This window comes from Providencia rustigianii, assembly GCF_900637755.1.
In the GTDB taxonomy this organism is placed as follows: Bacteria; Pseudomonadota; Gammaproteobacteria; order Enterobacterales; family Enterobacteriaceae; genus Providencia; species Providencia rustigianii.
In genome coordinates, this window is the sequence record NZ_LR134396.1 from 2,553,733 (window position 1) to 2,579,551 (window position 25,819).

22 protein-coding genes are annotated in these 25,819 nt (G+C 42.0%); 8 read left to right on the forward strand and 14 right to left on the reverse strand.

Annotated elements, in window-relative coordinates; genetic code table 11:
* Positions 1-2: 2 nt before the first annotated feature.
* From EL244_RS11775 to fbpC, 5 genes are all read left to right on the forward strand, one after another.
* Entirely contained in the window at positions 3-1,529 is a 1,527-nt protein-coding gene (locus EL244_RS11775) for an MASE1 domain-containing sensor histidine kinase (protein WP_126461086.1), read from the forward strand.
* Positions 1,530-1,635: 106 nt separating this feature from the next.
* Complete coding sequence (gene uhpC, locus EL244_RS11780; RefSeq protein WP_126461089.1) at positions 1,636-2,961, forward strand: MFS transporter family glucose-6-phosphate receptor UhpC; 1,326 nt, start codon at positions 1,636-1,638, stop codon at positions 2,959-2,961.
* Between the two features lie 27 nt (positions 2,962-2,988).
* Positions 2,989-4,020, forward strand: coding sequence for an ABC transporter substrate-binding protein (locus EL244_RS11785; protein WP_006814718.1), 1,032 nt, complete (start codon positions 2,989-2,991; stop codon positions 4,018-4,020).
* A gap of 199 nt (positions 4,021-4,219) precedes the next feature.
* Entirely contained in the window at positions 4,220-6,298 is a 2,079-nt protein-coding gene (locus EL244_RS11790; RefSeq protein WP_126461092.1) for an ABC transporter permease, read from the forward strand.
* A 16-nt stretch (positions 6,299-6,314) separates the two neighbouring features.
* On the forward strand, positions 6,315-7,355 hold the full coding sequence (fbpC, locus tag EL244_RS11795; protein WP_126461095.1) for a ferric ABC transporter ATP-binding protein: 1,041 nt from the start codon (positions 6,315-6,317) through the stop codon (positions 7,353-7,355).
* A gap of 84 nt (positions 7,356-7,439) precedes the next feature.
* Here the strand turns inward: fbpC and EL244_RS11800 are convergent, their stop codons facing one another.
* From EL244_RS11800 to purL, 4 genes are all read right to left on the reverse strand, one after another.
* Complete coding sequence (locus EL244_RS11800; protein WP_115164500.1) at positions 7,440-8,630, reverse strand: cyanate transporter; 1,191 nt, start codon at positions 8,628-8,630, stop codon at positions 7,440-7,442.
* Positions 8,630-9,094 (reverse strand): nucleoside deaminase, encoded by a 465-nt coding sequence (locus EL244_RS11805; RefSeq protein WP_126461098.1) that lies wholly within the window; start codon positions 9,092-9,094, stop codon positions 8,630-8,632. Before EL244_RS11805 ends, EL244_RS11800 begins: the two co-directional genes overlap by 1 nt.
* A complete protein-coding gene (locus tag EL244_RS11810; RefSeq protein WP_126462831.1) occupies positions 9,094-9,780 on the reverse strand; it encodes an ankyrin repeat domain-containing protein in 687 nt (228 codons plus the stop codon). Before EL244_RS11810 ends, EL244_RS11805 begins: the two co-directional genes overlap by 1 nt.
* A gap of 250 nt (positions 9,781-10,030) precedes the next feature.
* A complete protein-coding gene (purL, locus tag EL244_RS11815) occupies positions 10,031-13,918 on the reverse strand; it encodes a phosphoribosylformylglycinamidine synthase (protein ID WP_126461101.1) in 3,888 nt (1,295 codons plus the stop codon).
* Between the two features lie 322 nt (positions 13,919-14,240).
* Between purL and mltF the strand changes: the two genes are divergently transcribed.
* On the forward strand, positions 14,241-15,863 hold the full coding sequence (mltF, locus tag EL244_RS11820; RefSeq protein ID WP_230084875.1) for a membrane-bound lytic murein transglycosylase MltF: 1,623 nt from the start codon (positions 14,241-14,243) through the stop codon (positions 15,861-15,863).
* A gap of 28 nt (positions 15,864-15,891) precedes the next feature.
* Here the strand turns inward: mltF and tadA are convergent, their stop codons facing one another.
* Together tadA and leuE are read right to left on the reverse strand one after the other, a co-directional pair.
* Positions 15,892-16,395 carry a tRNA adenosine(34) deaminase TadA gene (tadA, locus tag EL244_RS11825; RefSeq protein WP_126461107.1) on the reverse strand — a complete coding sequence of 168 codons (504 nt, stop codon included), beginning with the start codon at positions 16,393-16,395 and terminating at the stop codon, positions 15,892-15,894.
* 86 nt (positions 16,396-16,481) lie between these two features.
* Positions 16,482-17,129 carry a leucine efflux protein LeuE gene (gene leuE, locus EL244_RS11830; protein WP_126461109.1) on the reverse strand — a complete coding sequence of 216 codons (648 nt, stop codon included), beginning with the start codon at positions 17,127-17,129 and terminating at the stop codon, positions 16,482-16,484.
* Positions 17,130-17,320: 191 nt separating this feature from the next.
* Here leuE and EL244_RS11835 point away from each other — a divergent pair, with 191 nt between their 5' ends.
* Both EL244_RS11835 and EL244_RS11840 read left to right on the forward strand, forming a co-directional pair.
* A complete protein-coding gene (locus EL244_RS11835) occupies positions 17,321-17,770 on the forward strand; it encodes a hypothetical protein (RefSeq protein ID WP_006814728.1) in 450 nt (149 codons plus the stop codon).
* 247 nt (positions 17,771-18,017) lie between these two features.
* A complete protein-coding gene (locus EL244_RS11840; protein WP_112837089.1) occupies positions 18,018-18,278 on the forward strand; it encodes a YfhL family 4Fe-4S dicluster ferredoxin in 261 nt (86 codons plus the stop codon).
* Positions 18,279-18,342: 64 nt separating this feature from the next.
* On the opposite strand, the gene acpS is transcribed toward EL244_RS11840, so the two are convergent.
* The 8 genes from acpS to rseC all read right to left on the reverse strand — a co-directional run bounded on the left by acpS (position 18,343) and on the right by rseC (position 25,819).
* A complete protein-coding gene (gene acpS / locus EL244_RS11845) occupies positions 18,343-18,732 on the reverse strand; it encodes a holo-ACP synthase (protein ID WP_126461111.1) in 390 nt (129 codons plus the stop codon).
* A complete protein-coding gene (gene pdxJ / locus EL244_RS11850; protein ID WP_006814792.1) occupies positions 18,732-19,463 on the reverse strand; it encodes a pyridoxine 5'-phosphate synthase in 732 nt (243 codons plus the stop codon). Before pdxJ ends, acpS begins: the two co-directional genes overlap by 1 nt.
* Positions 19,464-19,708: 245 nt before the next feature.
* Complete coding sequence (gene recO, locus EL244_RS11855; RefSeq protein ID WP_006814793.1) at positions 19,709-20,440, reverse strand: DNA repair protein RecO; 732 nt, start codon at positions 20,438-20,440, stop codon at positions 19,709-19,711.
* 11 nt (positions 20,441-20,451) lie between these two features.
* Entirely contained in the window at positions 20,452-21,360 is a 909-nt protein-coding gene (era, locus tag EL244_RS11860) for a GTPase Era (protein ID WP_126461114.1), read from the reverse strand.
* Positions 21,357-22,037: a ribonuclease III gene (gene rnc, locus EL244_RS11865; RefSeq protein ID WP_039855073.1), complete on the reverse strand. Its 681-nt coding sequence runs from the start codon at positions 22,035-22,037 to the stop codon at positions 21,357-21,359. Before rnc ends, era begins: the two co-directional genes overlap by 4 nt.
* Positions 22,038-22,320: 283 nt before the next feature.
* A complete protein-coding gene (lepB, locus tag EL244_RS11870; RefSeq protein ID WP_006814796.1) occupies positions 22,321-23,286 on the reverse strand; it encodes a signal peptidase I in 966 nt (321 codons plus the stop codon).
* Between the two features lie 17 nt (positions 23,287-23,303).
* Positions 23,304-25,100: a translation elongation factor 4 gene (gene lepA, locus EL244_RS11875; RefSeq protein ID WP_126462834.1), complete on the reverse strand. Its 1,797-nt coding sequence runs from the start codon at positions 25,098-25,100 to the stop codon at positions 23,304-23,306.
* A 254-nt stretch (positions 25,101-25,354) separates the two neighbouring features.
* Positions 25,355-25,819 (reverse strand): SoxR-reducing system protein RseC, encoded by a 465-nt coding sequence (rseC, locus tag EL244_RS11880; RefSeq protein WP_126461117.1) that lies wholly within the window; start codon positions 25,817-25,819, stop codon positions 25,355-25,357.

The following is a 25,819-nucleotide window of genomic DNA, read 5'->3' on the forward strand; positions in this document are numbered from 1 at the left end:
TGATGAATAAAGCGCTGCGCTTAGGATTGCAGTCCCTATTTTTATTATTTACTTATTCATTAATTTGGATTGGGTTGTGGATTATTGGTTTTTATCTCAGCCAAAATAGTTTCCAAGCTACGCTATTTCTACCCCAAGCCTTACGCCTCACCTTGATGATATTGCTCTGGCGACGATATTGGCCGACCATTTTATTATCTGAAGGGCTACTCAATTATTGGCTTGCTGAAGAGCAACTATTATCACAGCCTATTTTGCTACTTTCCCCGCTCCTAAGTTTAGCGGTCGCTGTCGTAATCCAAAATATTTGGTGGCGCTATACGCTGTATTGGCAACGATTGATTTTGCTCCTTGCTGGCGTTACTGCCAACAGTATCCTCAACGCCCTACTGTTTGGTTTACTGTCTCAATACTCAATTAGCCAACTATTTTTAACCACGTTTACTGGCGGAATACTGCTATCCCCCTTTGTTTATCTCATTTATGAATATCTGCATGAGCAGCATTATCATATGCTACTCGACTATGGTACACCTGATAAACAATTACGCACATCACTGATTATTTGGGGATTTTTATTTTGCTTGGTCGGTTTAAGTGCGCAAATTTTCTTTGCTCCAGAGATTGAACAGCTGATCGTTTTGTTAGTTTTTATTCCCAATATTTTTATGGCTTACCGATATGGATGGCAAGGCGGGGTTCTATCCGCATTATTGGGGAGCTTAATCATCACTTTTGCAAGGCAGTTCCAAGGCGCATTTGATGACTTACAAGAATTACAATTATTCTTAAGTTCTCAAGCCTTAATTGGTATTGGACTGGGAATTGCGGTAAGTCGCCAAAAACAACTTGCCGGTAACTTACAGCGCTATCGCCAACGATTGGAGCAAGAACTGCAAACTCGCCGAGATCTGATGCGCAAATTGGTGCATACCGAAGAAGATATCAAGAAAGATATTGCGCGAGAGTTACATGATGAAATTGGACAAAACATTACCGCTATTCAAATTCAGTCGATGCTAGTGAAGAAAGCAGCACCCAATGAATTAAGTCGCCAAGCTGCCAGTCAAATCAATGAATTAGCACAACAAATCCATCAAGCAACTCGCCAATTACTGCGTCAATTACGACCTCCCGTTCTCGATGAAATGTCACTAGAAAACGCCCTCACACATCTCATCGCCGAATTTGCTTTTGAAGAAAATAATATCCAGTGCACGTTTTATTATGGGCTAAAAGAAACCCCAGCCAATGAAACCGTTTTATTCACCCTCTACCGACTTGTTCAAGAGCTTCTCAATAACATCAGCAAACATGCTAAAGCGACACGTATTCATATTTCACTCGACCAAATAGGTGACTCGATCCAGCTTATTGCTGAGGATAATGGCGTCGGTATTCCCTTTAGCAAACGAACTTCTGGCTTTGGTTTACGGGGAATTGAAGAGCGAGTGACCGCTTTAGGTGGCGATTGGACACTGACAACGCAAAATGGCACCAAAATAATTGTTAACTTGCCCACATTTTGAAATGAAAGATTGTAAAAATAGGAATAATTCCTAGTCTCCTAATACCTTATCTCATCCTTTTATTTAAAAACTTGATTACATTTTGCCAAACGGGAGAAACACAACCATGACGGGTGAAAGTAAATTTAATTTGGATGGCAGTTACCGTTTCTGGCGCCGCCAATTAATGTTCTCCATGATTATTGGATATGCTGCTTTTTACCTGACACGAAAAAGCTTTAATTTCGTTATGCCCGTCATGCAAACGGAGCTGTTGTTAGACAAAAGCGATATTGGCTGGATCGCCTCTGCCTTTTACCTAACCTACGGACTGTCCAAGTTTATATCGGGAATTTTCCACGATATCACTGGCTACCGCTGGTTTATGGGTGTAGGTCTTATCATGACCGGCGTTCTAAATATCATTTTTGCTTATTGTTTATCGTTTCCTGCTTTACTGATTGTGTGGACGTTAAACGGTTTCTTTCAAGGATGGGGTTGGCCCCCCTGCGCAAGAATCCTGACTCACTGGTATTCACGTAATGAGCGTGGGTTTTGGTGGGGTTTATGGAATATCTCCATCAACCTTGGTGGAATGGCGTTACCGCTATTAGCTGCCTTATTAGCCACTTATTACAACTGGCAAATGGCATTAATTGTACCGGGAATTATTGGTGTTGTTTTGGGGTTATGGCTCTGCCGGCAACTAAGAGGAACCCCAAAAGAAGAACACTTACCCACAGTGGGACAATGGCGACATGATGCCTTAGAACTGCGCCAGGAGCATTTATCTCCACCACAATCTATGTGGGTGATATTGAAGCAAACCATTGTGTTTAACCCGATGATTTGGCTATTAGGTTGTACCTATATCTTGGTTTATCTCATCCGCATAGGGATAAACGATTGGGGAAATTTATGGCTTACAGAAACACATGGAACGAATCTATTAAGTGCTAATGCAACATTAGCACTGTTTGAATTAGGCGGTTTATTAGGCGCGTTGTGTGCGGGTTGGGGGTCTGACCTTCTGTTTCGTGGACAGCGAGCACCGATGATTTTGTTATTTTCTTTAGGGCTTTTTGTGTCTGTGAATGCCTTATGGTTAATACCGATTCATCACTACGGGCTACTTGCCGTGTGTTTTTTAGCTAATGGCTTTTTTGTATTTGGTCCACAGATGTTAGTTGGTCTAGCTGCTACAGAATATTGTCATAAAAAGGCAGCTGGAACGGTAACGGGTTATCTTGGATTGTATGCCTATTTAGGGGCTGCAATTGCAGGATGGCCGCTCTCTCAAGTTATCGCAAATTATGGTTGGTCGGGAATGTTTACCTTACTCGCTAGTGCTGCGGCCTTGATGGGGCTACTACTGATGCCTCTTTTGATTGCGAATGTCAGCAAGCGAGAGCATTTAGCCGGTGCAGTTTCACCGCAAAATAATAATAGTTAATCCGAAAACGTGAATAAAGGACTGACAATGAAACTTAAGACTCTTTCTACACTCGTTGCAGCAGGTTTATCTCTTGCCGCTATTACGACCACAGCAAATGCCGCTGGCCGTTTAGTGGTTTACTGTAGTGCCACCAATGCAATGTGCGAAGCTGAAACTCAAGCTTTCGCCAAAAAATATGATGTAAAAACGACTTTCGTTCGTAATGGCTCAGGCAGTACTCTGGCCAAAATCGAAGCAGAGAAACGTAACCCACAAGCTGACGTTTGGTACGGCGGTACATTAGACCCACATTCACAAGCCGGTGAAATGGATCTCTTAGAGCCATACAAATCACCAAACCTGTCACAAATCATGACTCAATTCCAAGATCCAGCAAAACGCAAAGGTAACTACTCTTCTGCGGTTTATATCGGGATCTTAGGGTTTGGCGTGAATAAAGATCGCCTGAAAGAGAAAGGTTTACCGATCCCAACTTGTTGGAAAGATCTCACCAAACCTGAGTATAAAGGTGAAATTCAAATCGCTGATCCACAAAGCTCAGGAACCGCATATACCGCTCTCGCTACTTTCGACCAACTGTGGGGCAACGAGCAAGCGTTTGATTATCTGAAAAAATTAAACTCAAATATTTCTCAATACACTAAATCTGGTATTGCCCCTGCACGTAACGCAGCCCGTGGTGAATCTGCCATCGGTATCGGTTTCCTGCACGACTACTCTTTAGAAGTTGAAAATGGTGCGCCATTAGAACTCATCGCCCCTTGTGAAGGTACCGGTTATGAGATCGGCGGTATTAGTATTCTGAAAAATGCCCGTAATATGGACAATGCGAAGCTGTTCGTTGATTTCGTTCTGTCTAAAGAAGCCCAAGAGCTGAGCTGGAAACAAGGTCAGTCTTACCAGATCTTAACCAACACCACAGCGGAATCTTCCCCTATTTCTCTGAAACTTAAAGACTTAAACTTAATCAATTACGATATGGATAAATACGGCGATGCTGAAGTCCGTAAAAATCTGATCAACAAATGGGTTACCGAAGTCAAAATGAGCAAATAATGCTCCCAGTGCGGTGCTCGTCACCGCACTAAGCTACTTACTTACAATAAAAATGAAGTCTAAAACTTAAGTGTCTGTTTTTTGCAGACGGCTTCAGATTAGCTCATTCATTAGAATTATAATATTAATTAAGTTCTTTATTATTCGAATAAAAATGATGCTGTTTTCATTCGAAAGTAATGAACTTAGGGGAAAAACAATGCCTCAAACGTTAACTCTCACCGCCTCGAAGAAAAAGGACAGTATTTTCCTTTGGATTCTGATCGCTTGGCTGGGCTTTGCTCTACTCCCATCGTGGAGCTTAGACTATGGCTTATTCGACTCCACACAAGATGAGATTTTAGCTTCGTATGGCTGGAGCAGCGTCAATATTAGTTGGCTCTGGTATTTATTACCGTCTATCTTGTTATTCAGACCACTAACACCTGCCGATCGTAACCACAAAAATCGCCACTATTTTGATGTCGCCGTTGCTGCAATTACCGCCATTGTTGTCATTATCAGTGCCTACTTAGATGGTAGAGGATTGGGTTACTCCGCAATCACGCTATTTATTGCACTCGGAATGATTATGACCCACGCCTTAACTCGCTTAGAGTGGCTGGGTGGCGACCAATTTGTGATTGGCTCCCTGATTACTGTTGTCGCGCTGATTGCGTTATTTATCGTCTTTCCCAGTGTGGCAATTTTTATTCCAATGTTTACTGATGGGAACGGAGATTTTGCACCATTTGCATTTGTGGCAATCCTAACTCAATCACACATTGTCCAAGTTATTATTAACTCAATATTTTTATCACTGGCTGTTGGTGTAGGCTGTACTTTCTTCGGATTAATTCTCGCTATTTACACAACTCGAATTGCTAAACGCTCCGCGATTATTGGACGTGTTTTCTCTATTCTTCCTATCGTAACACCACCTTTTGTTGTGGGCTTAGGCGTTACTTTGATGATGGGTCGTTCAGGCTATATCACCGAATTTCTAGCCACTTATATGGGCTTAGAAAATACTAACTGGCTCTATGGCTTTACTGGGATTTGGTTAGCACAAGTTCTGGCATTTACGCCGATGTCATTTATGATCCTCGACGGTGCAATTAAAACTATTCATCCCTCTTTAGAAGAAGCATCGTATACATTAAGAGCCAATCGCTACCAAACGTTCTTCAATGTGTTTATGCCGCTACTAAAACCTGCGCTCGCAAACGCATTCTTAATTGTGATCGTTCAGTCCTTAGCTGACTTTAGTAACCCGTTAGTATTAGGCGGAAACTTTGACGTTCTCGCTACCCAAATTTACTTCTATATCACCGGGTCACAACTCGATTATCAAGCAGCAAGTACATTAGGTGCCTCCTTGCTAGTCTTCTCGTTACTGGTATTCTGCGTGCAATACATGTGGATTGGTAAACGTTCTTACGTCACCGTTTCCGGTAAATCCTACCGAGGTGATGTACAACCGCTGCCTGTATCATTAGTAACTACCGTGACCGTGTTACTGGGGATCTGGGTTGCCTTTAACGTGTTACTCTACGGCAGCATTTTCTATGGCAGCTTCACGGTTAACTGGGGTGTGGATTACACATTAACCCTCGATAACTTTACCAAATTATTTGGTCAAGGCTTTGATGATGGTGCATGGCCGTCACTGCTAGATACGCTGTTATATGCGGGTATCGCGGCACCAATTACCGCCATTCTCGGTCTTCTCATTGCGTATATTGTGGTTCGCCAAGATTTCCGTGGTAAGAAAACCATCGAATTTACCACTATGCTGTGCTTCGCCGTACCAGGCACCGTGGCTGGGGTATCTTATATCTTAGCCTTCAACGATACCCCGTTCTATTTAACGGGAACAGCAGCCATCGTGATCATTTCTATGACGATGCGTAACGTGCCAGTGGGGATCCGTGCAGGTATCGCGGGTCTTGGTCAGATTGATAAATCATTGGATGAAGCCTCACTCAGCCTACGTGCTGGCTCGATGCGCACTATTTTCCATATCCTTTTGCCATTATTGCGTCCTGCAATTCTCTCCGCGCTGATTTATAGCTTTGTTCGCGCTATTACCACCGTCAGCGCCATTGTGTTCTTGGTGACACCGGATACTCGCGTAGCCACAGCTTATATACTGAACCGAGTTGAGGATGGTGAATATGGAGTGGCAATTGCTTACGGTTCGATTCTGATAGTGGTCATGCTCGCCATTATTTTCTTATTTGACTATTTAATTGGCGAAGCCCGTGTTTCACGCTCCAAAGCCAAAAATGCACAATAACCATGGAGTCACTGACATGACACAGAAAAGTTTTGTTGAATTAAAAAATATCACCAAGCGCTTTGGCGACAATACGGTTATTGACGATTTAAGTCTTTCCATCCCACAGGGTAGCATGGTGACGCTGTTAGGCCCTTCTGGTTGTGGTAAAACCACTGTGCTACGTTTAGTCGCGGGCTTAGAAAAACCAACTGAAGGCCGCATGTTTATCGATGGTGAGGACGTGACTGACCGTTCAATTCAACAGCGTGATATTTGTATGGTATTCCAGTCTTATGCCCTTTTCCCACATATGTCGTTAGGGGAAAACGTAGGCTATGGTTTGAAAATGTTAGGATTACCCAAAGCTGAAGTTAAAAAACGTGTAGAAGAAGCGCTAGAATTAGTTGATTTGGCTGGCTTTGCTGATCGGTTTGTCGACCAGATTTCTGGTGGTCAACAACAGCGTGTAGCGCTGGCTCGTGCATTAATTTTAAAACCTAAAGTGCTGTTATTTGATGAACCTCTAAGTAACTTAGATGCTAATTTACGCCGTAGTATGCGTGAAAAAATCCGTGAACTTCAGCAGCAATTCAATATTACCTCTTTATATGTGACCCATGACCAAAGCGAAGCATTTGCCGTTTCTGACATGGTTCTGGTCATGAACAAAGGTAAAATTATGCAGCTTGGTTCACCACAAGAGCTATACCGCCAGCCAGCCTCTAAATTTATGGCTAGCTTTATGGGAGATGCAAACATTTTTCCAGCCACACTCACTAATGATGCGGTGGATATTTTCAGCTATCGCTTGCCACGCCCAGCGCAATTAACCACTAGCCAAACTCAAGTCACGGTCGGTGTGCGCCCTGAAGCTATCACGTTAAGCTTGCAAGGGGATGATAGTCAGCGCTGCACAATCACCCATGTGGCTTATATGGGGCCTCAATATGAAGTAACGGTCGATTGGCATGGTCAATCCATGCTACTGCAAATCAATGCCACACAGTTACAACCAAGCGTCGGCGAGGAACTGTATTTACAAATCCACCCTTATGGCATGTTTATTCTCGAATAAACTGCCTGTTGATTGCAGAGATCATCCTCTAAACCGCTCAATATGGGCGGTTTTTTATATTTATGATTTATTCTCACTAAAATATTATTTCACGCTAAAAATCTGGCGATAACTTTTGGGATTTAAACGCAAAAATAATAATAATGTGATGACCACTAAAACTAAATGCATTGCCCATACCGGCGTATAACTGTGGTTAATTTGCTGTAGTGCAGCGGCAATCAATGGTCCAAATGCCGCAATAATAAAGCCCCCCGCTTGCATCAACGAAGTTAACGCGCCAGCACTTACCGGATGAGAGATATGATCCAATGATGTAATAATAGTTAGTGCAAAGCATCCCCCTAATCCACACCCTAGCAACCCTACCCATAGCAACGGTATAAAGTGAGGGAATAACATTAACCCTGCAAAACCCAAAGCTTGGCTTGCTAAGGTTACTGTTAGCCAAAAACGGCGGTCAATATTATGAGATGCAAGAACGGGGATCATCAATGCCGCAGCCGCTTGGAAAACCGTTAAGATTGCCACTAATGAACCACTTTCAGCTGCGCTCATACCTTGCTGTTGAAAGAAAGGCGCTAACCAAGTCACCACGGTCGCGTACCCCGCATTCACCAAGCCAAATCCCGCCATCAATAACCATGTTCGAGGTTTCTTCAAGTAGATAAAAATCGAACTTTGTCCCGCTATTCCTTTGGTTGTTGACGTTCGAATATTCGCGATAACAGCGATGAGCGCTAAAAAAGCAGGAGCAGCCAGCCATGCAAGTCCACTTTGCCAATGTCCCGTGATGTGAGTAATCAACGGCGTTAGCTGAGCGCCAAGCGCTCCACCTACCATTAATGTTGCTGAATAAAGCCCTGTCATCGCCGCCATTTTTTGAGGAAATTTAGCTTTAATCAGCCCTGGGAAAACAGCTTGAATATACGCCGCTCCGACGCCACATAAAAATGCAGTCAGTAATAATGCGATGCCATCAGACACAAATAAACGGCAAAAAGAACCGAGTAATAACAATAACATCGCAAAACTAATACCAAGCCTATCGCCCAATCGCTGATTGAGAGACGGTACCACCAGCGCACCAAATCCCATCAATAACATGGGTAATAATGTGAGCAAAGAAACACCTTGGTAGCTCATTCCGGTGGTTTGGATAATGTCATCGATGACAGGACCCGGTCCCGTCATAAATGGGCGTAGGTTGATCCCCACTAAAACAATGGTCAAGATCAACCCAAAAGAAGGAGAAAGTGGCTTATGCATTTTCATCAATGGTGTAATGCCCACCACTGACTGTATAATGCTGACTGAGGTTCATTCTCAGGTTTTAGTTGTACAAATTGCAGCCCAGTTTGCTGTTCAGGCTCGACGCTTAATGCTTGTGCAATACTCGCCGTTGATAGCCCAAAAGGTTCAGCATCTTGATTCGAATACGCATAAACAATACGGGAAATACCCGCCATACGCATCGCGGCCAAACACATAGGGCAAGGTTGCCCACTTGCATACACCACACAATCATCTAGCCTAACTTTACCCAGCACTTGACCCGCTTGACGTAGTGCCAGTAACTCAGCATGCGCCGTCGGATCATTGCGTTCTAGCATCTGGTTTACCCCAGTAGCAACCACACTACCGTCGTACACCACTACCGCACCAAAGGGTCTTCCTCCAGCATTGACATTTTCCGTCGCCAATAAAATGGCTTGCTGCAAAAATTGGTTATCTGTCATTATTTCGCTCCTGCCTTTTCAAGAATATCGATAATATTTTGATATCCTTTACTCTTTGCTAGTGTTAATGGTGACTGCCCTGATGCATCCGCTAAATTAACATCAGCGCCGCCCTCGACTAATAAAGTGACTATCTGAGCATATTTATCACTGCCATCCCCAAGAATGATGGCTTCAATAAGCGCAGTCCACCCCAGATTGTTCACATGATTGACACTCACACCCGCCTCAATCAATGTTTTCACCATATTGATATGACCACGTTCAGCTGCTGGGATCAAAGCCGTCCCACCGTAACGGTTAATACTGTTTACGTCAGCACCATGGCTTAACGTCATTTCTAATATTTCTTGCAAGCCACGAGCCCCTGCATATAAGAAAGGCGTATCTTGAATACCATCTTTTGCATTCACATCCGCGCCTTTTTCAATCAAGTAGCGTGCAACAGTAATTTGGTTCGCATTTGTTGCAGCCATAAGAGGTGTGCGTAGACGACGATCCCGTTGCTCGATATTTACGCCCTGCTCAACAAGCCGTTGTACAGAGGCTAAATCACCGCTTTCCGCTGCAGTAACTAATTGAGGAATATCTGTTTTCGCCACAGGCTTCACCATAAAGATCAGCATAATCACAAAAGCACTGATTAAATAGAGTCCCCATTTTTGCTTCAAGGATCCCGCTTTCATCATCAATCTCCTTATGCTCTATTTAGCCTATCGAAATAAAAATCATTTAGAAAAAATAATTGAGCCATAAACATTAACAGAGGAAAACTATTGTTCAATCTTATCTTGTAGAATAGATTTTTCGTTGTGAACAAATATTCGTCTATCAACTGAAATACAGACAAAAAAACGCCCTATAAATCAGACTCAGCGAGCCAGTTTATAGGGCGTATGATTTTTTATGCTTTAACTTAAAACTACCGTTTTAGTCTTAGCCTAATTGTTTACGTGCATTACGGAAGATACGCATCCATGGGCTATCTTCACCCCAATTTTCTGGATGCCATGAGTTACTCACAGTACGGAATACACGCTCTGGGTGCGGCATCATTATGGTTGCTCGACCATCGATTGTGGTGACTGCGGTAATCCCATTAACCGAACCGTTAGGGTTCGCTGGATACTGCTCAGTGACTTGACCGTAGTTATTCACAAAACGCATTGCCACTAAGCCATTATTTTCCAATTGTGTTAAGTGGGATGGAACACGTACTTCGACCTGACCTTCACCATGAGACACTGCAATTGCCATACGAGAGCCAGCCATATCTTGCAGTAGCAGCGATGGGCTGTTAGCAATTTCGACTAAACTAAAGCGCGCTTCAAAACGCTCTGAACGGTTACGGACGAAACGCGGCCAATAGTCAGCGCCTGGGATCAAGTCATGCAAGTTAGACATCATCTGGCAACCGTTACATACACCTAAAGAGAGTGTATCTGGTCGATTAAAGAATGCAGCAAACTCATCACGAACTTTATTGTTGAACAAGATAGATTTCGCCCAACCTTCCCCTGCACCTAAGACATCACCGTACGAGAAACCACCACAAGCCACTAATGCTTGGAATTGTTCAAGGGATAGATTACCTGCAAGTAAATCACTCATATGAACATCGATAGCATCAAAACCTGCACGATCCCATGCAGCTGCCATTTCAACATGAGAGTTGACACCTTGCTCACGCAGTACTGCGACTTTAGGTCGAATACCGGTTGCTATATAAGGTGCAGCGATATCATCCGCGATATCAAATGTCAGTTTCGCGTGTAAGCCGGGGTCTTGGCTATCTTTCTTCGCCTGATGTTCTTGATCTGCACACTCTTCATTATCTCGTAAACGCTGCATCTGCCATGTGGTTTCTGCCCACCATTCACGAAGCAAGCTACGAGATTCGTTATAAACAACAGTGTCTCGGCTATTGATGATCACCGCATCGTCGTTAGTTGCTGTCCCTAAATAATGTAAGCAACTCGATAAACCAGCATCAGCAAAACACTGCTCTACATATTGACGGTCAGCCCCTTGAACTTGGATCACGGCGCCTAATTCTTCATTGAATAGCGCCGCTAATGTATCTTCATCGAATGAACTAATATCAACGTTAATACCACAATGGCCCGCAAATGCCATCTCAACCAGTGTAACGAACAAACCACCATCTGAACGGTCATGGTAAGCCAACAATTTTTGCTCAGACAGCAATTTCTGGATGGTATTAAAGAAGCCTAACAACAGTGCTGGGTCACGCACATCTGGCGCTTTATTGCCTAATTGGCGATAAACTTGCGCTAAAGCAGAGCCACCAAGCGCATGATGACCTTGTCCGAGATCAATCAGTAATAGTGCGTTATCCGCCGTTGTTTTCAGTTCTGGCGTTACCGTTAAACGAACATCTTCTACGCGCCCAAATGCCGTGATGATCAGTGAAAGAGGCGAGGTCATTTCACGCTCTTCACCATTTTGCTGCCAGCGGGTTTTCATCGACATAGAGTCTTTACCCACTGGGATAGTTAACCCTAATGTAGGACATAACTCTTCACCCACGGCTTTTACTGCCGCATACAGACCTGCATCCTCTCCCGGATGGCCTGCCGCAGACATCCAGTTTGCCGACAGCTTCACACGCTTCAAATCGTGAACATAAGAACACGCAAGGTTAGTCAACGCTTCACCGACAGCCATACGCGCTGAAGCTGCAAAATCTAACAGAGCAATAGGTGTTCTTTCGCCGATAGACATCGACTCACCGTAATAGCTATCCAAGCTCGCCGTCGTGACCGCACAATCAGCCACTGGAATTTGCCATGGACCTACCATTTGGTCGCGGGCAACCATACCCGTTACAGTCCGGTCACCAATGGTGATCAAGAATGTTTTCTCTGCAACTGCTGGTAAATGAAGAACGCGTTTAACGGCTTCAGTTAAATCAATGGTGGTTCTATCAAGAGATTCCGGTTCAGCTTTCAGAGATTTGACATCTCTCAGCATTTTTGGGGTTTTACCCAATAAAACATCTAATGGCATATCGATAGGTTGATTGCCGAAATGTTCATCATTCAGCGTTAAGTGACGCTCTTCTGTCGCTTCACCAATTACCGCAAATGGTGCGCGCTCACGCTCACAAATTGCCGTAAATAATTCTAGCTGGTCTGGAGCGACCGCCATAACATAGCGTTCTTGAGATTCGTTACACCAAACCTCTAGTGGGCTCATACCCGGTTCATCGTTAAGAATCTTACGTAACTCAAAACGCCCGCCACGTCCACCATCACTAACTAACTCAGGCATCGCGTTAGATAATCCACCCGCCCCGACGTCATGGATAAACAGAATTGGGTTGTCATCGCCTAACTGCCAGCATTTATCGATCACTTCTTGGCAGCGGCGTTCCATTTCAGCGTTATCTCGTTGAACTGATGCAAAATCAAGATCAGCCGCAGATTGACCCGATGTCATTGAAGAAGCCGCACCACCACCTAAGCCGATATTCATCGACGGCCCACCCAGTACAATCAGTTTTGCACCGACGGTGATTTCACCTTTTTGAACATGGTCAGCACGGATATTACCCATACCGCCTGCTAGCATAATTGGCTTGTGGTAACCACGTAACTCTTCACCATTATGGCTGTTAACTTTCTCTTCATAAGTACGGAAATAACCTAATAGGGCTGGACGACCAAACTCATTGTTGAATGCAGCGCCGCCTAATGGACCTTCGGTCATAATATCCAGCGCGGTTACAATACGCTCTGGTTTACCAAAATCTTCTTCCCATGGCTGTTCAAAGCCAGGAATACGCAAGTTAGAAACGGAAAAACCGACTAATCCTGCTTTTGGTTTCGCACCACGTCCCGTTGCACCTTCATCACGGATTTCACCACCAGAGCCTGTCGCTGCGCCTGGCCACGGCGAAATCGCGGTTGGGTGGTTATGGGTTTCAACCTTCATCAAGATATGCGCATCTTCTTGATGATAACGGTATGTGCGACCATCAGGTTCAGGGAAAAAACGCCCTACAGAAGAACCTTCCATTACTGCTGCATTATCTTTATAAGCGGACAAAACATAGTCAGGCGTCTTTTCGAAGGTATTTTTGATCATTTTGAAGAGAGATTTGGGCTGAGTTTCCCCATCAATGATCCAATCGGCGTTGAAAATTTTATGGCGGCAATGTTCAGAGTTAGCCTGTGCAAACATGTACAGTTCAATATCAGTTGGATTACGTTTTAATCCCTTAAAGGCATCAAATAAATAATCGATTTCATCTTCCGCCAGCGCTAAGCCCATTTCTTTATTTGCAATTTCTAAGGCTTGACGTCCACCAGCAATAATATCGATAACTTTTAATGGTGCAGGTTGCTGCTGAACAAACAGCGCTTGTGCTTGTTCAAAAGAGGAAAATACGGTTTCCATCATACGGTCATGTAGCATGCCGATGACTTCATTCCACTGGGCAGTGCTCATTGCATCTGCCTGGATGTAATACGCAATACCACGTTCAATACGTTTAACCTGCGATAAACCACAGTTATGTGCGATGTCTGTCGCTTTTGATGACCAAGGAGAGATAGTGCCTGGACGAGGAGTGACTAAAACCAATTTGCCAAAAGGTTCATGCTCCGCCAGAGAAGGACCATATTTTAACAAGCTACTCAGCTTACCTTGCTCAGTACTGTTTAATGGGGCTGATAGCTCAGCAAAGTGCATATATTCAGCATAGATATCCGTAACAGGGAGCTGTTTTTCAGTAAACAGTGCCAAAAGACGGGTAATACGAAATGCTGATAAAGCAGGTGAGCCACGCAAAATTTCCATAGTCTTAAATTCTCTCTTGTAAACGCCAGCCCTGAACTGAAAGCAGGGAAACCGAGAACCATTATAGAGCAATGTTCATCAATACGAAACCGTTTGCGTGACTAAAAAGAGAGCGAATAGTTAAATATTATGATGGGCTAAATACGATAATATTAGTTGCACCGATCATCATTGTTGAGCAGAATACAAACTACTGGATTTATAACCATTACTCAACAGTCGATTTTCTAAATACAACACCAGCTCTTATACGAGAAATAACTATTTGAATAACTTAAAAGTTAACTATTTTATTGTCGTGGTTATCGCATTGCTGGCGACTATGATTATTGGCTTTAATATCCGATGGTCAAATACGCACAGCACCCAAATCGACAAAATTCTCTCTAAGGGAGAGCTACGCATCAGTGCGGTCAGTTCACCACTTATTTATATTGATGAGCAAAATCAGCTACGTGGTTTCGACTATGAGCTTGCTCAAGACTTTGCCACTTACCTTGGCGTAAAGCTTAAAATTATTATTAGACCCACCTTTGAACAAATTTTTGCAGATCTTGAAAATGATGATGCCGATATTGCTGTTGCAGGCTTACTCTACAATAAAGATCGTTTAGAAACCCTGAAAGCGGGCCCGAGTTATCTTAATGTCACTCAGCAATTGGTTTACCGCAAAGGTTCACCTCGCCCTAAATCTTTTAACGACTTAAAAGGTAAATTAGTGGTGATTGCTGGGAGTACTCACGCCAGCACATTACAAAAATTGTCTAAAGAGTATCCAAACCTAAAGTGGGAAGAAAGTAGCGAGTATTCCCCAAATCAGCTACTTGAAATGGTCGCTGAAGGCGAAATAGATTATACATTAGAAGACTCTATCGCTATTGCATTACAACAACGTAGCCATCCCAAAATAGCCGTTGCGATTGATTTACTCGATGACCATGCTATTACGTGGTATATGCGCCGCAGTAACGACGATAGCCTTGATGCTGCCCTTCTCGACTTTTTCAATCTCAGCAATCAAAATGAAACTCTTGCGCGCTTGACTGAACGTTATTTTAGTCATGTGGAATCTTTTGATTACTTTGATACCATCACTTTTATTAGTGCAATAAATAATAAACTTCCTGACTATCAACCTTTATTTGAAAAATATGCCGACAGCATTGATTGGCAGCTTCTTGCTGCCATCGCATGGCAAGAATCTCATTGGGATCCTTTAGCAACTTCTCCGACGGGAGTTCGCGGGTTGATGATGTTAACTAAACCCACTGCAGCTACGATGGGTATTTCTGATCGATTAGATCCCGAAGAGAGCATTAAGGGAGGCGCTGCTTATTTAGCTTATTTGATGGAGCGCCTGCCAAAAACTATCGCTGAAGATGATAGGATGTGGTTTGCGTTAGCGGCATACAATATGGGCTATGGCCATATGATGGATGCACGTAAGCTCACTGAAAAATTAGGTGGCGACCCTGACCGCTGGTTAGATGTTAAAGCTAGACTTCCATTGCTAGCTCAACCTAAATATCACTCTCAACTGACTTATGGCTATGCCCGCGGTCATGAGGCCTATCGTTATGTCGAAAATATCCGTCGTTACCACCAAAGCTTGGTGGGTTATTTACAAAGTCAGGAAAAGAAACAGCGGACATTAGATATTGCTAAAAAATCACAAGTTTATGTCGTGGTTCCAAAAAATGATCCACAGCTTTCATCTTACATACTACCAAATAAGTTAAATAGCTCACAAAAATCCCCGATTGATCTTGGCGTATTTAATAAAAAAGAGAATTCAACCTCGACATCTTCCTCTAAGCCCGGCTCAGAAAGCTCATTAGGTGAGTATTTACTATCTAAGCCGCCGTTACCTCAATATCCTGTCATCAAAAATCCAGAGAGTAATAATGTTCAATCCGTGAATAACACACAATCAGTAAAAGAATGATTTATCCTTGAGCCCATACACACAACAATCACAATGGATCTTGCTTTTGCTGATGTCGTTGGGCTTTGATTTGTTCACGGCGCATTTTAAAAAATGCACTCAACATCGATGAACAAACGTCTTCCAAGATACCTCCGGTGACATCAACATAATGGTTCAATCCTGCTTGCCCCATAATGTTAATAAACGAACCACAAGCACCTGTCTTAAAATCTTTGGCGCCATACACGACACGACCAATACGGCTATGTATCATCGCTCCCGCGCACATAATGCAAGGCTCTAAAGTGACATATAACGTGGTATCCAATAAGCGGTAATTTTTCAGTATTTTTCCCGCTTGTTGTAGGGTAATGATCTCCGCATGTGCAGTCGGGTCATGCTGTTTAATCGAGTGATTCCAGCCCGTTGCAATCAGTTGGTTATCTTTGACAAGTAACGCGCCCACAGGGATCTCCCCTATATCTTGCGCTTGTTTTGCTAGCTCAATAGCTTGAGCCATCCAATACTCATCAATTTCTAATTGCGTCACACTAACCTCTCCCCTATTCAGACCCAAGCCATGATTATTACGAAATGTTAAAGTGACTGCAAATTGAATCTAATATAAATCAATAGCTAATTACTAAAAATGGCAAGTTTTGCAGCGAATCCCATAAAAAAAGCGCCTACCGTGCAATTTCCTAATTTCGCAAGAATTTGTTTCTCTCGTAAAAAACGTGCAATTAGGTAGCCACTAAAAATTAATAGACTGAGATATAAAAAACTGACTGCTTCTAAAATAGCTGCCAATACCAGATAAGGAACCCATGCGTGAGCATAATTAAAGTCAATAAATTGAATAAAGAAAGAAATATAAAATAAAATTGCTTTGGGGTTTGTCAAACTCAGAATTAACGCACGGGTAAAATGTTTTTCCGCTTTGATTTCAATGGTTTCTTTACCAACCGGTAATGATTTTTTTTGCCAAAAAGTGGAATATAAAATTTTACAACCTAAGTAGAGTAAATATGCCGCACCAAGATAGCGCACAACCATGAACAGGGTTGGTGATGCCTTAATCACCGATGCAACACCAATGAAAGAAAGAAAAATTAACATTGCATCTCCAGTAAATACCCCCAATGCAGCCCGATAGCCTGATTTAGTGCCATGTGAGGTACTTGATTTCAGTACATACAGGGAATTAGGTCCCGGTACAATGATAATCAAGATTAACCCTGCCAAGTACGTCCAAAAATTTAATACCCCGAGATTTTCAAACATCGCTACATCCTAATCGTTTTTTCTTATTACTATCACAACTTGATTTATTTGTGAACAACTTGCATTTATTAATTTTTAAATCATTCGAATATATAAAACAAGCTAACAATTAACATTATTTTTAAATTCAAATCATTCAAATATGATTAATGGGAACTTGAGTTTTCTTAAATTAAATACGAGGAATAATAATGGCATTTATTAGAAGAACCGTTCAATCGAACATGTTCGATGAGTTCTATCCAACTACACTGGCATTTATTGCCGGTAAAAAATCATTTTTCTTAGGCCATTCAAGAGATAAATCTTATATGATCTATAACATGTCCGATGCAGGTAAAATTGATGCATCTGCTGTTGTTCAAAAAGGAAAATTAAAAACCTACCTACAAAATATCCAAGCTTTCTACGATTCAACTCAAAATAAACAATATCTTTATGGTTACAACTTGGATGAAAAAGTTATCGATGTTTATCAAATTGCTGATAATGCGAGTATCCAATTAATGTATTCTGAAGAGTTTTCCATTGAAGACTCAATCAAATCTGCAACCTTCTTTATTGTAAATGGTGTTCTGCATTTCTATACTCAATCAGACAAAACTAAATATTGGTATATCTACAATTTAATTACTTACTAATATTATTCAATAAATGATTTCATAAAAATAAGGATTGTAATTTAAGTCCTTATTTTTAATTTTTAATTAAAATAAATTCATGTGTTTTCTTTTCTTACTTTTTGTTTTAAACAAAAAATCACAGTTTATTAACAATGAAATCCCTTTAGTTTCAATTATCATAATTCAGTGTTTAATTGATTCGGTTCAGTGTAGAATAGTCAACAATTATAAAAGTTAAATTATCAAATAGACATAATCGATTAAAATGGCACTATTAATTACTAAAAAATGCATCAATTGCGATATGTGTGAACCTGAATGCCCTAATGATGCTATTTTCATGGGACAGGAAATTTATGAAATAGATTCTGACCTATGCACTGAATGTGTTGGCCACTATGACAAGCCAACCTGTCAGTCTGTCTGCCCTATCACAAATACCATCATCACCGACCCTGAACGAACTGAATCCCAAGAACAGCTATGGGATAAGTTTGTCATGATCCACCACGCAGATAAAATCTAACATCAAAAGTTTGTCATACTTAAAAATTGCCGACGTAACGGCGTAACCTTGTCGGCAATTTTATTTAACCTATCAGACTCTCTATAATCACTGTTGCTGCCGCATAATGGCGCTCATCGGTAATAGAAACATGAAAATGGGTTGCATTCAGACAAGCTGCCAGCTTCAAAGCTTCTCCACTGAGCGTTAATAACGGTTTACCTAACTTATCATTAGTGACCTCAAACTGATTAAAAGCCAATCCGTTACGGATCCCAGTCCCTAATGCTTTAGCAGCAGCCTCTTTAACGGCAAATCGTTTAGCTAAAAAACGGGCAGGCTTAGTTTGTTGCTGATATTGTGCATACTCGTATTCCGTCAAAATTCTTTTAGCTAAGCTATCCGCTGAGCGTTCAATGACTGACTCTATACGACTAATTTCAACGATATCAGTACCTAAACCTACAATAGCCATTATTTACGTGCTTCCGTGAGTAATTGCTTCATATCGGATACCGCTTGCGCTAAACCACTAAATAACGCTCTTCCAATAATCGCGTGGCCAATATTCAATTCATAAATTTCAGGAAGTGCAGCAATACGCTGAACATTATGGTACGTCAAGCCGTGACCTGCATTCACTTTAATGCCTTTACCTGCGGCATATTTGACACCATCACGAATTCGACGAAACTCAATCTCTTGAGCTTGCTCTGTTTTTGCATCCGCATATGCTCCAGTATGGATCTCAATAAATGGAGCACCGCACTCTTGAGCAGCATCAATTTGCTCATGATCTGCATCGATAAACAAGGAGACTAAAATGCCCGACTCTGTTAGACGTTTTACCGCAGCAGCAACTTTTTGTTTTTGCCCTGCAACATCTAATCCCCCTTCCGTTGTCACTTCTTCGCGTTTTTCTGGTACTAAACAACAATAAGTTGGCTTAATGCGACAAGCGATGTCGATCATCTCATCGGTGACCGCCATTTCAAGATTCATGCGAGTTTGAATAGTTTGGTTAAGTAACTCAACATCTCTGTCCGTAATATGGCGACGGTCTTCACGTAGGTGAATGGTGATACCATCTGCTCCAGCTTGTTCAGCAACAAATGCTGCTTGGACAGGATCTGGATATTGTGTTCCTCTTGCATTTCTAACGGTTGCAATGTGGTCAATGTTAACGCCCAATAACAGCTCAGCCATGTTTAACTCCCTATGAATAAACGGTCACTTATTTTTTATAAGTCGTATCGTACTGCACTTTAGCGCTTTGTGGGAATAAATCTCTCACTCTTTCCCACATATTACAAACAGATATCTGTATTGCACCTATTACATTCAACTTTTGGGAAGCGCTTCGAAGAAAATGGATAAGGATAAAAAATTAGCTGGATAGCAGATGAATTTGCACGTAGAAATATCTGCAAATAGCTTCAAAAAAATAAAATTTAGCTTTTATTATTAGTTAATATTGAAGGCATTGTCGTGAATTGCCTAAAAAGCTCTCGACTTTTTAACGGCTTACCTCCCAGATAGGGCTTTAAAGCCATCCGAGTAAAACGTTTAGCTGCCTTTAGGGTATCAGCATCAGGGAAATCACGGCTTGCCAGCGCTTTAAGTTGTTTTCCTGTGAAGCTAAATTGGTCTATTACTAAGCTACCAATAAATCCTTTTTCTTCGCGGTAACGATAAGTCATAGTATCCGATACAGGCTCTCCGCTACCTGCACAGTGCAGAAAGTCAACGCCGTAACCTAAGTAAGATAGCAGTGCAAGCTCAAATTGGCGTAGAGCAGATTCAGGCGTTCGCTCACTGCCTGCCAACACTTGTAAGCAAGATAGGTAATCAAAAAACAAGGCTGAATATGGGGTTCCAAACTCAAGGACACGGGCGGTTAATTCATTGAGATATAAGCCGCTATATAAAACAGTGCCGCTTAGAGGAAGAGCAAGAGAAACAGGATCTGCGTTAATGAGGGTCTTGATTTCACCTTTACCACCCCAACGGATTAATAAAGGTGTAAAAGGCTGCAAGCAGCCTCTTAAAGGTGAGCGGTTGCGCCTAGCGCCTTTCGCCAACAAACGTATTTTACCTTCCCCTTCAGTGAAAAAATCGAGTAATAAACTCGTTTCACTGTAAGGACGGGAATGGAGCACAAACGCACGTTGCCAACCACTCACGTTGTCACCGATTATTTTAAATCGTCAACATAACCCAGGCTACGCAGCGCTCTTTCATCGTCTGCCCAACCTGATTTAACTTTAACCCAAAGTTCAAGGTGAACTTTAGTTTCAAACAGACGTTCCATATCAATACGGGCTTCGGTACCGATAGTTTTCAGCTTGCTGCCTTTATTACCGATAACCATTTTTTTCTGACCCTCGCGTTCAACAAGAATCAAGCCGTTGATGTGGTAGCCACCTCTATCCATTTCTTTAAACTGCTCAATTTCTACAGTCACGGAATAAGGTAATTCTTCACCTAGAAAACGCATTAATTTTTCACGGATAATTTCAGACGCCATAAAGCGCTGAGAACGGTCAGTAATGTAGTCTTCAGGGAAATGGTGGATAGCTTCAGGAATATGTTGTTTAACAATTTTCGCAATTGTGTCAACGCCCTGACCTTTTTCAGCACTAATTGGTACTACATCCAAGAAATTCATTTTCTGGCTGATCATACCAATGTGAGGCAATAGGCTCGTCTTATCGACCACATTATCAATTTTGTTGATTGCCAGAATAACAGGGCAACGTAAGCTGGATAATTTATTGACCACCATTTCATCATCTGGTGTCCAATGGGTTCCTTCAACCACAAAAATAACCAATTCAACATCACCAATAGAACTGGATGCTGCGCGGTTCATCAAGCGGTTGATCGCTCTTTTTTCTTCAATGTGTAGACCTGGGGTATCAACATAGATAATTTGGTAATTATCTTCTGTATTGATCCCCATAATGCGGTGACGAGTTGTTTGTGGCTTTCTCGACGTAATCGAGACTTTTTGCCCTAACAACTGGTTTAATAACGTTGATTTACCAACGTTCGGACGTCCAACTATGGCAACAAAACCACAGTGGGATTGTAATTCACTCATTCAATCTCCAAGATTTTCAATGCTTGTTCTGCTGCGGCTTGCTCCGCTTTACGACGACTTGAACCAACACCATTAATAGATTGCTCAATACCACTGACTTCGCAGTGGATCGTAAATTCTTGATCATGAGCCTCACCTTTTACCTGAACAACTAAGTAGTTAGGTAATGGAAGGTGACGCCCTTGCAGATATTCTTGTAGCCGCGTTTTAGGGTCTTTTTGTTTATCACCCGGACTAATTTCATCTAGTCTACCTTTGTACCAAGCAAGGATGATTCGCTCAATAGTTTGGATATCACTATCAAGAAAAATGCCACCAATCAAGGCTTCAACGGTATCCGCAAGAATTGATTCACGACGAAAACCGCCGCTTTTTAATTCTCCAGGACCTAAACGTAAACATTCGCCGAGCTCAAATTCACGGGCTATTTCAGCCAATGTATTTCCACGCACTAACGTTGCGCGCATGCGGCTCATATCTCCTTCATCCACTTTAGGAAAACGGTGATATAAGTCATTTGCAATCACAAAACTAAGAATTGAATCACCTAAAAATTCTAATCGTTCATTATGTTTGCTGCTAGCACTTCTGTGTGTCAATGCTTGGATTAATAAATCGTGTTGCGTAAAGGTATAACCCAGCTTACGCTGTAATTTCTCTAATAAAAGAGGGTTCATGTGCGCCCAACCATTTCTTATTTGATAACAAAGCACACGCAACAGACCTGTAAAATTGGGTATTTTACAAAACTGTTGCGTTTGCACTGACATCCAACAAACACCACTCATAATTCATTGAAACTAATAAAAATAACTTTAATTAGCCATGATGATTTAACAGGAATAGTTGATTATTAGGAAGCCAATAATATTTAATACAAGATTATTGTACACTGGGTAAAACAATAATGCTTATGATAATGCGAGTTTTCATCTGAAAACCCGCATTGTCTGAATTGAATTATAGAGGACCAATACGACTAAAGCGAATACCCGTCGGCCATTCATTTTCTTGTTTATCTAAACTTAGCCAGATAAACACGGCTCGACCCACTAAGTTTTGTTCAGGAACAAAGCCCCACATACGGCTATCAGAGCTATTATCCCTATTGTCACCCATCATAAAATAGTGTTTATCAGGAACAATCCACTCATTACGAGGCATATTGGGTTGAACATATTTAGCTTCAGTCATCGCTTCACGAATAATTAAAATCTGATGTTCAACAGTGCCCAACGTTTCACTTCTCTCGTACTGACGCAATGCATTTCTTGGCAATGCTTGGTCAAGAGGGATTTGATAGTTGCCCTTTTGGTTATCAACCACCGAGCCAATATCTAAAAACATCGTCCATTCGCTTGGCTTTAATGGGCCATAAGTAATTGGTAAACGTTCGGTACAATTATTTGCTGTGCAGTTCGGATAAATAGTGAGTTCTTTGGAATCCGGATTATAAATAATTTTATCTCCCGGTAAACCAACGACACGCTTTACGAAATCAACATTAGGTTCTAGCGGGTATTTGAATACCGCGATATCTCCACGATTCGGTTTTCCTGTTTCGATTAATGTGGTTTGAGTAATAGGATCTTTCAACCCATAAGAGAATTTCTCAACCAACATAAAATCACCGACTAATAACGTCGGCATCATCGAGCCAGATGGAATCTGAAACGGTTCGTAAATAAATGAGCGTACAATCAGAACAATAGCTAACACAGGAAAAATTGAGGTTCCCGTTTCAAGCCATGAAGGACGACGAACTGCTTTCGCTAATTCATCTTCGTTCATTGAGCCGTTAGTTACTTCCCGCAATTTTTTAAGCTTGGCTTTACGAGCAGGCGCAAACTTAAATTTATCTAAGCACCAAATAATCCCAGTCACTAGCGTGGCTAATGTTAGGATCAGGGCAAATGTGTTAGCCATTGAGACTCCTTGTAAACTTAGCTGTCTTTACCAACATGCAATATAGCAAGGAACGCTTCTTGTGGGAGTTCAACGTTACCCACTTGTTTCATACGTTTCTTACCATCCTTTTGCTTCTGCAACAGTTTTTTCTTACGGCTAACGTCACCGCCATAACACTTCGCAAGAACGTTTTTACGTAATTGCTTAACTGTAGAACGAGCAATAATATGGTTACCAATCGCCGCCTGAATTGCGATATCAAACTGTTGACGAGGAATTAGCTCTTTCATCTTCTCAACCAGCTCACGTCCACGGTACTGTGAATTTCCACGGTGAGTGATCAGTGCTAATGCATCAACACGTTCGTTGTTAATTAATACATCTACACGAACCATATCGGATGCTTGGAAACGTTTGAATGCATAATCTAAGGACGCATAGCCACGAGATGTCGATTTCAAACGGTCAAAGAAATCTAGTACGACTTCTGCCATCGGAATTTCATAGGTCAGAGATACCTGATTTCCGTGATAAACCATATTGGTTTGCACACCACGTTTCTCAATACACAGAGTAATCACGTTACCTAAATACTCTTTAGGCATCAGCATATGACACTCAGCGATTGGTTCTCTTAACTCTTCAATATTATTAAGTGCTGGTAATTTGGATGGGCTATCCACATGTACCACTTCACCGTTGGTTTGAACCACCTCATAGACAACCGTTGGTGCCGTTGTGATCAAATCAAGATCGTATTCACGCTCTAAACGTTCTTGAATGATTTCCATGTGCAGTAAACCAAGGAAACCACAACGGAAACCAAAACCTAATGCTGTTGACGTTTCTGGCTCATAAAATAGTGAAGCATCGTTCAGGCTTAATTTGCCTAGCGCATCACGGAATGCTTCATAATCATCGGAACTCACAGGGAACAGACCGGCATAAACCTGAGGCTTCACTTTTTTAAAGCCAGGTAATGCTTTATCCGCTGGATTTCGAGCTCCCGTTAAAGTATCACCAACAGGTGCTCCCGTGATGTCTTTAATCGCACACACCAACCAGCCTACTTCACCACAACTTAAGGTGTCTCGGTCAACTTGTTTTGGTGTGAAAATTCCCAGACGCTCAGCGTTATAAACCTGTCCTGTACTCATCACCTTGATTTTATCGCCTTTTTTCAAGGAACCATTTTTGATACGGATCAGAGAAACAACGCCTAAATAGTTATCAAACCAAGAGTCAATAATCAGTGCTTGTAAAGGTCCTTCCGGATCGCCTTCCGGTGGTGGAATTTCTTTAACTAAACGTTCAATGACATCTTGAACACCGATTCCTGTTTTCGCTGAGCAGCGAACTGCATCATGAGCATCAAGCCCCACAATGTCTTCAATCTCATCCGCAACACGATCGGGATCCGCTGCAGGTAAATCAATTTTGTTCAGGATTGGAACAACTTCCAAATCCATCTCAATTGCGGTGTAACAGTTAGCCAGCGTCTGAGCCTCAACGCCCTGCCCTGCATCCACAACTAACAGAGCACCTTCACACGCAGCCAAAGAACGTGAAACCTCGTAAGAGAAGTCAACGTGTCCTGGGGTGTCGATAAAGTTCAGTTGGTATGTTTCACCATCTGATGCCTTATAATCGAGGGTAACGCTTTGTGCCTTGATAGTAATTCCACGTTCACGCTCTAAATCCATAGAGTCTAGAACCTGCGCCGCCATTTCGCGGTCAGTTAAGCCACCACAAATTTGAATAATACGGTCTGATAATGTGGACTTACCATGGTCGATATGTGCAATGATCGAAAAGTTTCTGATGTTTTTGATTTTCAAGGTAATATCTTCTTTTAAATTGCCTTACAAAATCAGTTTTGTGCAAAATTTGCTACAAAACTAAAATGCTATGTTTATCACAAGATTGCTAATTAGCAGCATTTTACATACAAGAACCCTCTAACACAAAGATTCAATGTAAAACAACTGTAAAACTGCAGAAGTTTAATAAGTTACTGATGACATTTTTGAGTAACTAAAAGCAAAATCGCCAATAACTATTAATAATGGCTACGGGCGATTTCGGCTCAAGAATGGGTTTGAACACAAACCTCTCCGGGGGGAAGACCTATTTGCAAAACAATTGGTTGAAAATCTATTTTATGGCGCCAATATGATGCCATTGTACGCGCAATAAAAAATCCAGCAAACCCGCCAAATACACCCGAAACAGCGACCCATAGCTGTTCAAAATCAGCAGACTGCGCTAATGCAGCAAATAAGAATAGGCCAATCAGTGGCGTTAAATAGACCAACATCGCCGAACGTAATAGGCTACCTTCAGGGATGCCAACCTCTATTTTTTGCCCTACAACGAGAGGTTGCTCAATTTCAATTTCTAATTCATGCTCTGTATTCGGTCCGATTTTATTCAATGCATAAGAGCCGCAAGCAGCTCGTGCACTGCAACTGCCACACCCTGCTGAAGAGCCATAACGCAATAATGCGCGCCCTTTTTGCCATCGAACAACTGTTGCCCACTCTTTTACCAT

Excerpts from the sequence above, each read along its gene's own strand:
- EL244_RS11775 (WP_126461086.1), top strand. The coding sequence starts at position 3 with ATGAATAAAGCGCTGCGCTTAGGATTGCAGTCCCTATTTTTATTATTT.
- uhpC (WP_126461089.1), top strand. The coding sequence starts at position 1,636 with ATGACGGGTGAAAGTAAATTTAATTTGGATGGCAGTTACCGTTTCTGG.
- EL244_RS11785 (WP_006814718.1), top strand. The coding sequence starts at position 2,989 with ATGAAACTTAAGACTCTTTCTACACTCGTTGCAGCAGGTTTATCTCTT.
- EL244_RS11790 (WP_126461092.1), top strand. The coding sequence starts at position 4,220 with ATGCCTCAAACGTTAACTCTCACCGCCTCGAAGAAAAAGGACAGTATT.
- fbpC (WP_126461095.1), top strand. The coding sequence starts at position 6,315 with ATGACACAGAAAAGTTTTGTTGAATTAAAAAATATCACCAAGCGCTTT.
- EL244_RS11800 (WP_115164500.1), bottom strand. The coding sequence starts at position 8,630 with ATGAAAATGCATAAGCCACTTTCTCCTTCTTTTGGGTTGATCTTGACC.
- EL244_RS11805 (WP_126461098.1), bottom strand. The coding sequence starts at position 9,094 with ATGACAGATAACCAATTTTTGCAGCAAGCCATTTTATTGGCGACGGAA.
- EL244_RS11810 (WP_126462831.1), bottom strand. The coding sequence starts at position 9,780 with ATGAAAGCGGGATCCTTGAAGCAAAAATGGGGACTCTATTTAATCAGT.
- purL (WP_126461101.1), bottom strand. The coding sequence starts at position 13,918 with ATGGAAATTTTGCGTGGCTCACCTGCTTTATCAGCATTTCGTATTACC.
- mltF (WP_230084875.1), top strand. The coding sequence starts at position 14,241 with ATGATTATTGGCTTTAATATCCGATGGTCAAATACGCACAGCACCCAA.
- leuE (WP_126461109.1), bottom strand. The coding sequence starts at position 17,129 with ATGTTTGAAAATCTCGGGGTATTAAATTTTTGGACGTACTTGGCAGGG.
- EL244_RS11835 (WP_006814728.1), top strand. The coding sequence starts at position 17,321 with ATGGCATTTATTAGAAGAACCGTTCAATCGAACATGTTCGATGAGTTC.
- EL244_RS11840 (WP_112837089.1), top strand. The coding sequence starts at position 18,018 with ATGGCACTATTAATTACTAAAAAATGCATCAATTGCGATATGTGTGAA.
- acpS (WP_126461111.1), bottom strand. The coding sequence starts at position 18,732 with ATGGCTATTGTAGGTTTAGGTACTGATATCGTTGAAATTAGTCGTATA.
- pdxJ (WP_006814792.1), bottom strand. The coding sequence starts at position 19,463 with ATGGCTGAGCTGTTATTGGGCGTTAACATTGACCACATTGCAACCGTT.
- era (WP_126461114.1), bottom strand. The coding sequence starts at position 21,360 with ATGAGTGAATTACAATCCCACTGTGGTTTTGTTGCCATAGTTGGACGT.
- rnc (WP_039855073.1), bottom strand. The coding sequence starts at position 22,037 with ATGAACCCTCTTTTATTAGAGAAATTACAGCGTAAGCTGGGTTATACC.
- lepB (WP_006814796.1), bottom strand. The coding sequence starts at position 23,286 with ATGGCTAACACATTTGCCCTGATCCTAACATTAGCCACGCTAGTGACT.
- rseC (WP_126461117.1), bottom strand. The coding sequence starts at position 25,819 with ATGGTAAAAGAGTGGGCAACAGTTGTTCGATGGCAAAAAGGGCGCGCA.